Raw genomic sequence first — 13,363 nt, forward strand, 5'->3', positions numbered from 1 at the left:
AGCACGGCCGGGAGGCGCTGTCACGGGAAATAGCGCCGCACACCGCCGGACGGTGCAAACCAACGCTCGCGGCGCACTATGGGCACCGCGGCTGCGGGCGGGTGTTAAGGATCCGTCAAGACTTCTGCGGGTCCGGCAGCGGCGACTGAGCCCGGTGTTAGGGTCGGCAGTGACACACGATGCCGGGCATCGCGCGGAGAGGCACGGATGACCACAATGAGCAGGCCGCCTGCGGACCCCTCGGCGGCGCGGCCGGGTGCCCGTGAAAACTTAAGGAGTTGGCTCCTGTTCGGCCTACAGGACGCAAAGGGCACCCACCAAGGGCCCGGTGCCGTGAGTGAATCGCATCTGAAGAAGCATCCATGGTGGCAGGTGATGTGCCTGACCGGCGTCGACTACTTCTCAACCCTGGGCTACCAGCCGGCCATCGCAGCGCTCGCCGCCGGTGTGATCTCGCCGCTGGCGACGATGGTACTGGTGGCTGTCACACTGTTGGGCGCCCTTCCCGTCTACCGCCGGGTTGCCGGGGAGAGCCACCGCGGCGAGGGTTCCATCGCCATGCTGGAGCGGCTGCTGCCCCGTTGGGGCGGCAAGCTTTTTGTGCTCGTTCTGCTGGGGTTCGCCGCTACGGACTTTATGATCACCATGACGTTGTCTGCGGCCGACGCCACAGCCCATGCGATCCAGAACCCGTTCGTTCCGGGCTGGTTGCAAGGCCAAAACGTGCCGGTGACTCTTTTCCTGCTGGCCATGCTCGGCGCGGTCTTCCTCCGCGGGTTTAAGGAGGCCATGGGCGTCGCGGTCGTCCTGGTCGGCATTTACCTCAGCCTCAACGTCGTGGTGGTCATCACCACAGTCCTTGAAGTGCTGGCCCACCCCGTTGCCGTCGGGGACTGGTGGACCGCCCTGACAACCTCCCATGGCAACCCGTTTATGGTGGTCGGCATCGCCCTGCTGGTCTTCCCCAAACTCGCACTGGGCCTGTCCGGCTTCGAGACCGGAGTGGCCGTGATGCCGCAAGTCCAGGGAAAGCCGGGTGACACCGAGGAGAATCCGGCCGGCAGGATCGAAGGTGCCCGGCGGCTGCTGACAACCGCCGCCGTCATTATGAGCAGCTTCCTGATCACCACCAGCTTCACGACTGTGATCCTGATCCCGGAGCAGGAGTTCCAACCGGGCGGCCAGGCCAACGGCCGCGCCCTGGCTTTCCTGGCCCACGAATACCTGGGGGCAGGGTTCGGCACTGTCTACGACGTGAGCACGATCGCCATTCTCTGGTTCGCCGGCGCGTCCGCGATGGCCGGGCTGCTCAACCTCGTCCCGCGGTACCTTCCCCGCTACGGGATGGCCCCGGGGTGGGCGCGTGCCGTGCGTCCGTTGGTCCTGGTGTTCACATTGGTCGGATTCCTGATCACATGGCTGTTTAATGCCGACGTCGACGCGCAGGGCGGTGCCTACGCCACCGGCGTCCTGGTGCTGATGACCTCGGCAGCGGTTGCCGTGGCGCTCTCAGCCCGGCGCGCGAGGCAACGCAAGCGGACTCTGGGTTTTGGCGTTATAGCAGCGGTGTTCATCTACACAACGGTGGCCAACATCATTGAGCGCCCCGAAGGCATCCGGATTGCAGCGATCTTTATTGTGGGCATCATCGTGATCTCGTTGCTCTCACGCGTCCGGAGGGCCTTCGAACTTCACGCCACCCAGGTCCATCTGGACCGGCAGTCACTGGAATTTATGTCTGACGATTTGGACGGGCCCATTGCCATCATCGCGCACGAGCCGCTGCGCCTGAGCGCCACGGCCTACCGGGACAAGCTGACATCGGCGATCCAGGTCAGCCATCTGCCGGTGGACTACCAGGCGTTGTTCCTGGAAGTGGTCGTCGACGATTCCTCTGACTTTGAAACGGCATTGGAGGTGCGAGGGGTGACCCGGCACGGGTACAGGGTCCTGGAAGTCCACGGACCCGTTGTGCCGAACACCATCGCCTCAGTGTTGCTCCACATCCGGGACGTGACCGGATTGATGCCGCATATCTACTTCCGCTGGACCGAGGGAAACCCGGTCACCAACCTGCTCCGCTTCCTCGCGTTCGGTGAGGGCGAGATCGCCCCGGTGACCCGTGAGGTGCTCCGGGAGGCCGAACCCGATGTCACCAAACGGCCCTGGGTCCACGTCGGCTGATAGCCGGACGCCTGACGTCGTGCGCAGCACTTAAAGCAGCACGGACCCGAATCCTCCGTGCGCGTTAAGACAGCGTCAAGATTCATCCTCCGGGCGTTAAGAAACCATCAGGAACCGGATATCCGGCCGTCGCTGGGAGTTGACTTTCACTAGACCCGCAAACGGGGAATGGATGAAAGGAACCTGCGATGGCCGACCTGGCTGTTATCGGAATCCTCATGGTGTCAATGGGATTCGTTATGTGGATAGGCCACGTTGTGGCCGGGATGGTCGGCACCGCCGACGAACGGCCGGAGGGCGGCAAATGAGCGCCGACGCGGTCATGTGGCTGGTCCTGCTGATTGCCGGACTGTGCCTCTTCGGGTACCTGCTGGCCGTCCTGATCCACCCGGAAAAGTGGTGAGCAGATTATGACTTTTAATGCTGCGTCCTTCATCGTCCAGGTGGCCGGACTCCTGCTGGTGCTGGCGGGCCTGCACAAGCCCTTTGGCATCTATCTGGCCCGGGTATTCGAGGGCACAAAAGCCAGCCGTCCTGAGCGCCTCTTCTACCGGCTTGCCGGAATCGACGCGGGTACTGAGCAGACCTGGTCCGTCTACCTGCGCAGCGTTCTGGCGTTTTCTGCTGTATCCATCCTGGCCGTTTACAGCCTCCAACGGCTCCAGGGCGTCCTGCCCGGCAACGGCTCCCTTCCCGGCGTGGACCCGTGGATAGCCATGAACACCGCCGTTTCCTTTGTGACCAACACGAACTGGCAAACGTATGCGCCGGAGGCCACCGTGGGCATTTTCGTTCAGATGGCCCTGCTTGCGGTCCAGAACTTCCTCTCCGCAGCGGTCGGCATCGTCGTCGCCGTCGCCCTCATCCGCGGCATCGCCCGAACGAGGACGCAACGGCTGGGCAACTTCTGGGTGGATCTGGCCCGGACGTCGTTCCGGATCCTGCTGCCGATAGCGTTTATCGCGGCAGTGGTGATGGTCCTCGGCGGCGTGGTGCAGAACTTCTGGCCGACCGACGTCACGAACCAGTTCACCGGAATCAGCCAGACCATTCCCGGCGGCCCGGTGGCGTCCCAGGAAGCCATCAAGGTCCTCGGGACCAACGGCGGCGGCTACTTCAATGCCAACTCCGCCCACCCGTTCGAGAACCCGAACGCCGTCATCAGCTTCTTCGAGGTGTTCCTGATCCTGCTCATCCCTTCGGCCCTGCCCTACGCCTTCGGCCGGATGGTCGGCGACCAGAAGCAGGGCTACACCGTGGCTGCGGTAATGGGCCTCCTGTGGCTTGCTTCCACCACCCTGATGGGATGGGCCGTGGCCTCGGGCCAGGGGGCTGCGACCGCTGCGGCCGGCGGGCTGGGCGAAGGGTTTGAACAACGCTTTGGTCCCGCGCCGAGCGCGATCTTCGCCGCGGCCACCACGCTGACCTCCACCGGCGCGGTCAACGTCGCCCATGACTCCCTGCCGCCGCTGGCCGGCGCAGTAGCCATGGTCAACATGATGCTCGGCGAAGTAGCCCCCGGCGGAACCGGCTCGGGACTTTACGGCCTGCTTATTCTGTCGATCATCGCCGTCTTCATCGCCGGCCTGATGGTGGGCCGGACCCCGGAGTACCAGGGCAAGAGGATCGGCCCAACGGAAATGAAGCTCGCAGCCATGTACATCCTGATCACTCCCACGCTGGTGCTGGCCCTGTCCGGTATCACCGTCCTGCTGCCGGATGCAGTTGCCAACGCCCCGTCGTCCGGTCCCCATCAGTTCAGTGAGGTGCTCTACGCCTTCACCTCCGGGGCCAACAACAACGGGTCCGCTTTCGGCGGCATCACCACATCAGGCCCGTACCTCTCGGTCATGATGGGCCTGGCAATGCTGTTTGGCCGCTTCCTGCCGATTATCCTGGTGCTCGCCCTCGCCGGCTCCCTGGCCCGGCAAGGCAAGGTTCCAGCCTCCGCCGGTACCGTACCCACCCACGGCTTGCTGTTCGGCGCCCTGCTGCTCGGCGTGACAGTAATTATGACCGCCGTGAGCTACTTCCCTGCCCTTGCCCTCGGGCCCCTCGCAGAAGGACTCCTCAAATGACCCGGTCCAGCCCGGCACCCGCCGCGGACACCGCCACCCGAACCTACGCCGACGGCAACCCCCTCGGCACCCCCGGCGAACACAAACACCACACTAAAACCCCGGCAAAACTGACGTTCGCAAGCGTTATGGCCGCCCTGCCTCTCGCAGTCCGGAAGCTCGCGCCCGGGCAGATGATCCATTCCCCGGTCATGTTCACAGTGCTGGTGGGCGCCGCCTTGTGCACTGCGCTCTCCTTCTACCGGCCGTCGGCCTTCGGCATTGCGGTCACCGCCTGGCTATGGCTCACCGCACTGTTCGGCACACTGTCCGAATCCATCGCGGAGGGCCGCGGCAAGGCCCAGGCCGACAGCCTCCGCGCCAGCCGCCAGGGAATCTTGGCCCGGCTCCGGCAGCCCGACGGAGCCATCAAAGAGGTCCCCGGCACCGAGCTTCGGCTCAACGACGTCGTCATTTGCGAAGCGGGAGACGTCATCCCCTCGGACGGCGAAATCATCGAGGGCCTGGCCAGCGTCGACGAATCGACGATCACCGGCGAATCGGCGCCGGTGATCCGCGAATCCGGCGGCGACCGGTGTTCCGTCACCGGCGGTACAAAGGTCCTCTCGGACCGGATCGTCATCCGCATCACCGCCGAGCCCGGCGCGACGTTTGTCGACCGGATGATCAAGCTCGTCGAGGGCGCCGTGCGGCAGAAAACGCCCAACGAGATTGCTCTCCACGTGCTGCTGGTATCACTGACCATCGTCTTCCTGGCCGTGACCATGTCACTGGCGCCGTTCGCCGCCCTCGCCGGCGCAACGCCGTCGCCGATTGTGCTGGTTGCGCTGCTGGTCTGCCTGATCCCGACCACTATCGGGGCCCTGGTCCCGGCGATCGGCATCGCCGGGATGGACCGGCTGGTCCAGCACAACGTGCTGGCGACCTCCGGCCGCGCCGTGGAGACCGCCGGAGATATCACCACCCTCCTGCTCGACAAGACCGGAACCATCACCTACGGCAACCGCCGGGCCGTGAATTTCTTCCCCGCCCATGGTGTTGAGCCGGCCCGGCTTGTGGAAGCGGCCCGGGTCTGCAGCCTGGCCGACGAAACCCCGGAAGGACGGTCCATCGTGGATCTCGCCGCCGGGGACGGTGCTGCCGGGCAGGATCTGGCAACGCTGCAGCGCAGTTCCGGTGATTTCACGGTGGTCCCTTTCAGCGCCAGCACGCGTATGAGCGGGCTGGACCTTGACGGCCGGCAGATCCGAAAGGGCGCCACCTCTGCAGTGTCCGCGTTCGTTGCCGGTTACGGCGGCCACACCCCGGCGGAGGTCACGGACCGCGTCAACGACATCTCCGCCGGGGGCGGCACTCCCCTGCTGGTCGCCCAGGTGAGCCAGGACGGCAGCGCGGAAATTTTGGGGACCGTTCACCTCGCCGACGTCGTCAAACCCGGAATGCACGCCCGATTCGACGAACTGCGGAAAATGGGCATCCGCACCGTGATGATCACCGGGGACAACCCCGTTACCGCCCGGGCGATCGCCGCCGAGGCCGGCGTCGATGATTTCCTGGCCGAAGCAACCCCCGAGGACAAACTCGCGGTCATCAAAAAGGAGCAGGCAGCCGGCCGGCTCGTGGCCATGACCGGGGACGGCACCAACGACGCCCCTGCCCTGGCCGCGGCGGACGTCGGCGTCGCCATGAACTCCGGCACCCCCGCCGCCAAGGACGCTGCCAACATGGTGGACCTCGACTCCGATCCCACCAAACTCATCAATATCGTCGGCATCGGCAAGCAACTGCTGATCACCCGCGGGGCGCTGACCACGTTCTCGGTCGCCAACGACGTCGCCAAGTACTTCGCGATTGTGCCCGCCCTCTTCACCGCGGCCTTCCCGGGGCTCGGGCTGCTGAACATCATGGGCCTGGCAACCCCCTCCTCGGCCATCCTCTCCGCGGTGATCTTCAACGCCCTGGTCATCGTCGCCTTGGTGCCGCTCGCGCTCCGGGGTGTGAAATACCGCGCCGTCTCGGCCAATCAGGCGCTGGCCCGGAACCTGCTGATCTACGGGCTCGGTGGACTCATCGCCCCCTTCGTCGGCATCAAGATCATCGACCTGATCATTTCCCTCATCCCCGGCATCGGCTAGGAAGACCATTATGAACACTCTTACCGGCTATCTGCGCCAGGCCGGAACTGCGCTGCGGTTCCTGCTCCTCGCCGCCCTCGTCCTTGGCGCCGCCTACCCGCTGGCCGTCTTTGGCGTCGGGCAGCTGATCGCCCCGTACCAGGCCAACGGGTCCATCATCAAAGACAGGGCGGGAGCCCCGGCAGCGTCTGCCTTGATCGTCCAGGCCCCCGCCGACGACGCCGGCGTCCAGGATCCGCGGTGGTTCCATGCCCGGTCTTCCGCGGTGAAATGGGACCCGGCGTCGTCATCGGCCAGCAACCTCGGTCCCAATGATCCCAAGCTCTTGGACGCCGTCACCGCCAACCGGTCAGCTGTTGCTGGCGCCGAAGGCGTCGACGCGGAACGGGTGCCGGCAGACGCGGTAACTGCCAGCGGCTCGGGTCTGGACCCGGATATCTCCCCCGCCTACGCCCGGCTGCAGGTTCCCCGCGTTGCCAGGGCGCAGCACCTGAGCGCCGATGCGGTGATGTCCCTGGTCAACAAGCACACCAGCGGCGGCTTGGAGGCCTTCCTGGGCCAGCCTTCCGTGAACGTGACTGCCCTCAACATTGATCTCGCTGCCACGGTACAGTCCAAGTGAGAGTCCACCTGAGAGTCCGAGCGAAAGGATAAGTCCATGGCCCGTGGCACGCTGCGGATCTTCCTGGGAGCCGCGCCCGGGGTCGGTAAAACCTACGCGATGCTTGAGGAAGCGCACCGCTTAAGCCGGCGCGGCGAGGACGTTGTGGTCGCCTGGGCCCTGGACCATGGGCGCAGCGACACCAGTGCCCTGCTAGAGGGGCTGGAAGTTGTGCCGACCAAGCACCTGGCATACCGCGGGACGGAGTTTGTGGAAATGGACCTGGACGCCGTTCTTGCACGGGCTCCCGGCACCTCGGTAGTGGACGAATATGCCCACTCCAACATTCCCGGCAGCCGCCATGCCAAAAGGTGGGAGGACATCGACGAACTCCTCGATGCCGGCATCAACGTTTTGTCCACGGTCAACATCCAGCATCTGGCATCCCTCGGCGACGTCGTCAGCGCCATCACCAACGTCCGCCAGGCCGAGACCGTGCCGGACGACATCGTCCGCCGGGCAGACCAGATCCACTTGGTTGACATTTCCCCTGAGCTGCTGCGCCAGCGGCTGGGCGATGGCAAAATCTACAGCGGCGACAAGATTGACGCGGCCCTGACGAACTACTTCCGGCTGGGCAACCTCACCGCCCTGCGGGAACTGGCACTTCTCTGGCTGGCTGACCGGGTGGATGAAGGCCTGGCCAGGTACCGCGCTGAACAGGGCATCGAGGCTACCTGGCCCGCCCGGGAGCGGATTGTTGTGGGCCTGACCGGCGGCCCCGAAGGGGAGATCCTGATCCGCCGCGGGGCCCGGATCCTGAACCGCGTCAATGGCGGGGACCTGCTGGCCGTGCACGTCCGGGCGGCTGACGGCGTGGCGGGCGAATCACCCCAAGCTCTCGAAGCCCAGCGTCGTTTGATCCTGGACCTGGGCGGCAGCTACCACGTCGTGACCGGCGAGGATCCGGCTGACGCGCTGCTGGACTTCGCCCGCAGCGTCAACGCCACCCAGATTGTCGTCGGCATCTCACGCCACAAGCGGCTCGCGGGCCTCCTGGGAAGCCTGCTCGGCGGCGGCACCGGGACCAGGGTCGTGCGCGACTCCGGTGACATCGACGTCCACATGGTCTCCCACCCCCTCGGCGGCCGCGGCGCCGGTCCGCGGCGGCAACGGGACCTCGGGCGGATCCGTGTCGCCGCGGGTTTTGTCCTGTCCGTCGTACTTCCTGTACTGCTGCAGATGCTGCTCTCGCTGAACCCGGACCGGAATGTTGCCACCGCAGCACTCATCCAGCTCGCCGGGTCCGTCGCCGTCGCGCTGGTCGGCGGACTCTGGCCCGCCGTCCTGGCCGCCCTCTGGAGCAGCCTCCTGGTCAACTATTTCTCCACACCCCCACTGGGCAACCTGACCATCAGCGACCCGCAGAATCTCCTCGCCCTGTTGGTCTTTGTGGGCGTCTCCGCGGCCGTTGCCGTCGTCGTCGACCTCTCCGCCCGCCGGTCCAAGGAAGCCTCGCGCGCACGGGCGGAGGCAGCCACGCTGGGGGACCTCACCCGCAGCGCCGGCCGTGCCGAGGACACCCTAAAGGGACTCCTCGATCAGGCCCTGGACGTGTTCCAGGTCAGTGGCGCGGTCCTCTACAGTTCCGCCGGAAACCCCGGCACTGGAGGGGCAGGGAAGGCCGGCTGGCGGCTCGTGGCACAGGCCGGCACAGTCCCTTCCGCCGGCCTTGACGGTGCGGAAAACATCGAAGAGATCGACTCCACAACCCGCCTCGTCCTCTCCGGACGGACACTGCCCGCCAGTGACAGACGGTTGCTCGGTGCGTTCGGCGTGCACCTGGCCGCGCAGCTGGAGCGCCAGCAGCTGGCGGCCAGCCGCCGGGACGTCGTGCGGCTTGCCGAGGGCAACACGATGCGGACCGCCATTCTCCGTGCGGTCTCCCACGACCTTCGGACACCGCTGGCGGGCATCAAACTGGCCGTCGGCGGCCTCAGGCAGCCGGACGTCCACTACACCGACGAGGAGGAACAAGAGCTGCTCGCGACCATAGACGAATGCTCTGACCGGCTGGATGCGCTGGTGGGCAACCTGCTGGACATGTCCCGGATCACCTCCGATTCCGTCAATCCGCTCATCAGGCCAGCGCGCTGGTACGACGTGATGCCTGCCGCTCTGCAGGGAATCCCGGCCGGCCGGGTGCGGATCGAGCTGCCCGGCAATATGCCCGAAGTCGAGGCTGACGCCGGAATGCTGGAACGCGTCATCGCAAATATCGTGGAGAACGCCGTCAAGTACGCACCGGACTCCGACGTTGTGATTGTAGGAGCAGCAGGCGGGCTCAGCCACGCAACGCTGGGTGGCCAGCCTGCGGGGGAACTGCGCATCATCGACCACGGCCAGGGCGTGCCGGCGGAAAGCGTCGTACGGATGTTCCAGCCGTTCCAACGCCTCGATGACGTCCCGCAGGCAACTGGCGTGGGTCTGGGACTGGCTGTTGCCAAAGGCTTCACCGAGGCGATGGGCGGAACCCTGACCGCGGAAGGGACACCAGCTGGCGGACTGACGATGGTGATCCGGCTGCCCCTCTCTCCCGGGGCGGCATTCCACCAGACTGGGGCCCAAACTGGTGGCCAAACACGGCGTCAGGCGCAGCCAGCCCTCCCGCGCCCGCTGAACACCCAACCCGCGTCCGCGACGGAGGCCACGCAGTGAACGACGTGCTTGTGGTCGACGACGATCCCCACATTCTCAAAGCCCTCAAGATCACCCTGCATGCGCACGGATACAACGTTGTGACGGCCCCCGACGGCGATTCCGCACTTAGGGCCGCCGCCCAACACAGCTTCGCCGTCATCGTGCTGGACCTGGGCCTGCCGGACATGGACGGAACGACCGTCATCAACCGTCTCCGGCAATGGAGCCGCGTCCCGATCCTGGTCCTGTCCGCACGGCACGGCTCCGAGGACAAGGTCCGGGCCCTGGATGCCGGAGCCGACGATTACGTCACCAAACCCTTTGGACTGGACGAGCTGCTGGCGCGGCTGCGGGCCGTCCAACGCCGCAGCATCCAGGCCGACGAAACGCCCATCGTATCCACTCCCGCTTTCACTGTGGACCTGGCTAAAAAACGCATCACCCGCAACGGGGAGGATGTTCGGCTGACCCCCACCGAATGGGGCATCCTGGAACTGTTGGTCCGGAACCCCGAGAAGCTCATCACGCAACAGCAGTTGCTCACCGAAATCTGGGGTCCTGCGTATGCCAAGGAAGCCAACTACCTGCGTGTGTATATGGCCCAGCTCCGCCGCAAGCTCGAACAAGAAGCCGGCAACCCCCGCCACTTCCTGACCGAGGCGGGCATCGGATACAGGTTCATGCCCTGACCCGCAGCCATAAACCAGGCCGGGCCTCTGCACCCGTTGCCCGCGGCCCGCAGGCTGGTCTGATTGGTGCCGGAGCTGGTTTGCGCCGAAGTCCGGCCGGGGTAACGGCCGATGGAAAATTGACGCCGCGGAGTTTTACGGTGTCCCCGGCAGGATGCCCGACGACACTTGCGACGGCAGTCTATGATTCCGGCGTCGGAAAGCGTTGTTATGCACCGCGTAGGCTCGAATGCCGGCGGCGCCGGGCGCGAACGCAACGAGGGTTCGCTGGGGGAAGCCTGCCCGCTGGCGGCGGATTGTCAGCATCGGGTAAACCGGGCTGCTTCCCGGGCAGTCCCTGTGGTGCGGCGTGACGAATATCATACGTGGGGCTGGGCTGACAACGCCGCCCTGCGTTCTTGGACGATCACACCGTTGAAAGGGACCTCATGAAAATTGGCAACCGAGCGTGGATCATTGTCGCGGCCGCAGGACTTGCGGGCCTGACCGGATGCTCCGCCCCTGCCGGGCAGGCACCGAGCCAGGATCCGCCTGCCTCCACTTCATCCGCGGCGCAGGCATCGCCGGGTGCAACAACTCCGGGATCATCCGGGGCTTCCTCCGGACCGGCCGCACCGGACGGGGAAACCGTGATCAAAATCCGGGACTTCGCCTATGAGATGCCGGCGTCCGTCGCGCCTGGAGCGACGATCACTGTGATCAACGAGGACACCGCCCCGCACACGGTCACCGCCAAGGACGGTGGGGCGTTTAATGCGCAGGTGGCGGCCGGGCAAACTATAACCTTCACGGCCCCCAAGGACGCTGGCGATTACGCCGTCATCTGCACGTACCATCCCCGGATGGCCGGAACACTGGTCGTGAAATGACGCCGGCCAGGCAGCGCGAAGGCCGGTCGGCTGTTGTGCGGCTGGGCCTGCGCACCCTGATTGCTGCCGGGTTGGCGATCAGTGCGGTGATCCACTTCCAGCTTGCCGCCGGTTACCAAGAGGCCGCACCGGGCGGCGTCGGGCAGGGAACCCTGTTCCGAATCCACGCTGCGGGGTCGTTGCTGGCGGCGGTGTTTGTCCTGCTCAATGGGGGCTCGCGGGCCTTTATTGGGGCGGCAGTGATGTCACTCTCGGCGTTCGCCGCGGCAATCATTTACCGCTACGTTCAGCTGCCGGAGATCGGGCCGATCCCGGCTATGTATGAGCCTGTCTGGTACCCGGAAAAGGTCCTCGCCACCGTCGTCGAGGGGCTGGCCGGGCTGCTGTCCGTTGGTGGATATCTCCTGCTGCGCAAGGGCGCGCAAACGCGCGGGCCCGGCCCCACAGCAGCGGGCGCGAGCCCCCAGGGCCCGCCGGCGTAATTTATCTCACATCCAAACACATCTGGATCCCAATCCGCTCCGAACTACTGCTGTCCCTAACGTGGGACATCACGAACACTTGCATGAGGAGAATGCTTCGATGAAGAAGACACTGCGATTCATGGCAATACCCACCCTTGCTCTGGGAGCGCTCGCCCTTTCCGGTGCCCCGGCCATGGCGGCCGACGGGTCATACCAGTCCACACTGGGACAGATCAACGGCAGCTCCGCGTCCGGCACGGTCACCGTCGACGTCACGGGTAACCAGGCGCACGTTGTGCTGAAGGTTGCAGGACTGGCCCAGACCTTTATGGACGCGCCTTACCCGCATGTTCAGCACATCCACGGCGGTGCCAAGGGCGCGTGCCCGGCACCGGGTGCGGATATGGACGGCGACGGTGTGGTCAGCACAACAGAGGGAGCTCCGTCCTATGGCGGCATTGTCACCACGCTCTCCACCACCGGCGATACCAGCCCGGCCGCCGGGCTGGACCTCAAGGTCGCCGGTCAGGGCGCCAGCTACACCGTTGACCGCACGTTCGAATTGAACGCGGAAACTAAGGCTGCCCTGGAAGCCGGAACCGCGGTTGTGGTTGTCCATGGTCTCGACCCGGCCACGCTGAGCGCTGCCGGCCAGGCGGCGAAGAGCGATCTGGCGCCTACCCTGCCGCTGGCAGCAACATCGCCGGCCCTGTGTGGAACCCTGGCTGTCGGTCAAATGTCCATGCCGGTCGGTGGCGCTGACACCGGCGTCGCACAGGGTACCAGCGGAACGGACGCGGGAACGCTCGCGCTGGGTGGTGGCCTTGTGCTTGCAGCCGCCGCCGGCGGAGTCTATCTGGTTCGCCGCCGCCATTCCGGTTCAGCGGCTTAAGCACAGCTGCCCGGACTGTCATTATGACGACAACGAATTTCGGCCGCCGCGGAAGCCTGCTGGCCTCCGCGGCGGTTGGACTTCTGCTCCTTGCCGGCTGCTCGGCAGGCAACGCAGAAATATCCGCCGGCGCCTCCGGTGCGGCACGGTCAGCGTCGCCAACACCGAACACATCCACGGCTTCGGCGACGGCCACCAGCCCGGCACCGGCCACGGTGTCCGCCCAGGCCCTTCCCACTGTGCTGCCGAAATCTACTCCTGCCTCGCTCTCCATCCCGGCGATCGGCGTCCAGACTGAACTCCTCGGCCTGGGCCTGCGGGATAACAAGTCTCTTCAGGTACCGCCGGACGGCCCCGGCGCACCGGCTGGCTGGTACAACGGATCACCCACCCCCGGTGAACGCGGACCGGCCGTCCTGCTGGGCCACGTCAACGCGGTCGGCGGCGGACCCGGAGTTTTCGCCAACCTCCGCAGCCTTACCGCTGGAACACCTGTCACCATCCAACGGACCGACGGCTCCACCGCAACGTTCACGGTTGACCGGGCCGCAGCTTATGGCAAGGACGCGTTCCCCACCCTGGAGGTCTACGGCAATACGACTGCGGCCGAACTGCGGCTGATCACCTGCGATGGATACGATCCAGCCACGGGACTGTTCGACGACAACTACGTCGTCTACGCCACGCTCCAAACCTGACCGTCCGGTCTGTGCAACATTGCCACGGCGGCTCCGTTGCAAAACGACGCGAG

The 13,363-nt window shown here is 65.7% G+C and carries 11 protein-coding genes; all 11 read left to right on the top strand.

The genetic code is table 11. The features are described 5' to 3' along the window. The first annotated feature begins 207 nt into the window (after window positions 1-207). The 11 genes from QMG72_RS14535 (at window position 208) to QMG72_RS14585 (ending at window position 13,310) form a co-directional block, all read left to right on the top strand. Window positions 208-2,184 (top strand): APC family permease, encoded by a 1,977-nt coding sequence (locus QMG72_RS14535; protein ID WP_226776477.1) that lies wholly within the window; start codon window positions 208-210, stop codon window positions 2,182-2,184. 304 nt (window positions 2,185-2,488) lie between these two features. Further along, window positions 2,489-2,587, top strand: coding sequence for a potassium-transporting ATPase subunit F (locus tag QMG72_RS14540; RefSeq protein ID WP_226760016.1), 99 nt, complete (start codon window positions 2,489-2,491; stop codon window positions 2,585-2,587). 7 nt (window positions 2,588-2,594) lie between these two features. Further along, window positions 2,595-4,262, top strand: a complete 1,668-nt coding sequence (kdpA, locus tag QMG72_RS14545) for a potassium-transporting ATPase subunit KdpA (RefSeq protein ID WP_282360789.1) — start codon at window positions 2,595-2,597, stop codon at window positions 4,260-4,262. After that, window positions 4,259-6,397: a potassium-transporting ATPase subunit KdpB gene (gene kdpB / locus QMG72_RS14550; RefSeq protein WP_282360788.1), complete on the top strand. Its 2,139-nt coding sequence runs from the start codon at window positions 4,259-4,261 to the stop codon at window positions 6,395-6,397. Before kdpA ends, kdpB begins: the two co-directional genes overlap by 4 nt. Before the next feature lie 10 nt (window positions 6,398-6,407). Continuing rightward, window positions 6,408-7,019, top strand: a complete 612-nt coding sequence (gene kdpC / locus QMG72_RS14555) for a K(+)-transporting ATPase subunit C (protein WP_226776480.1) — start codon at window positions 6,408-6,410, stop codon at window positions 7,017-7,019. Between the two features lie 36 nt (window positions 7,020-7,055). Next, on the top strand, window positions 7,056-9,716 hold the full coding sequence (locus QMG72_RS14560; RefSeq protein ID WP_283480895.1) for a DUF4118 domain-containing protein: 2,661 nt from the start codon (window positions 7,056-7,058) through the stop codon (window positions 9,714-9,716). Continuing rightward, complete coding sequence (locus tag QMG72_RS14565) at window positions 9,713-10,387, top strand: response regulator (protein WP_226776482.1); 675 nt, start codon at window positions 9,713-9,715, stop codon at window positions 10,385-10,387. The genes QMG72_RS14560 and QMG72_RS14565 overlap by 4 nt, the downstream gene beginning before the upstream one ends. 428 nt (window positions 10,388-10,815) lie before the next feature. Next, window positions 10,816-11,256, top strand: a complete 441-nt coding sequence (locus QMG72_RS14570) for a cupredoxin domain-containing protein (RefSeq protein WP_226776483.1) — start codon at window positions 10,816-10,818, stop codon at window positions 11,254-11,256. After that, entirely contained in the window at window positions 11,253-11,738 is a 486-nt protein-coding gene (locus QMG72_RS14575) for a hypothetical protein (protein WP_283480896.1), read from the top strand. Before QMG72_RS14570 ends, QMG72_RS14575 begins: the two co-directional genes overlap by 4 nt. Window positions 11,739-11,838: 100 nt before the next feature. After that, on the top strand, window positions 11,839-12,612 hold the full coding sequence (locus QMG72_RS14580; protein ID WP_226776485.1) for a GVDTG sorting domain-containing protein: 774 nt from the start codon (window positions 11,839-11,841) through the stop codon (window positions 12,610-12,612). Window positions 12,613-12,635: 23 nt separating this feature from the next. After that, on the top strand, window positions 12,636-13,310 hold the full coding sequence (locus QMG72_RS14585; RefSeq protein ID WP_226776486.1) for a class F sortase: 675 nt from the start codon (window positions 12,636-12,638) through the stop codon (window positions 13,308-13,310). The last annotated feature ends 53 nt before the right edge of the window (window positions 13,311-13,363 follow it).

Origin of the sequence: Pseudarthrobacter sp. PH31-O2, assembly GCF_030063265.1 — a bacterium.
Lineage (GTDB): Bacteria > Actinomycetota > Actinomycetes > Actinomycetales > Micrococcaceae > Arthrobacter.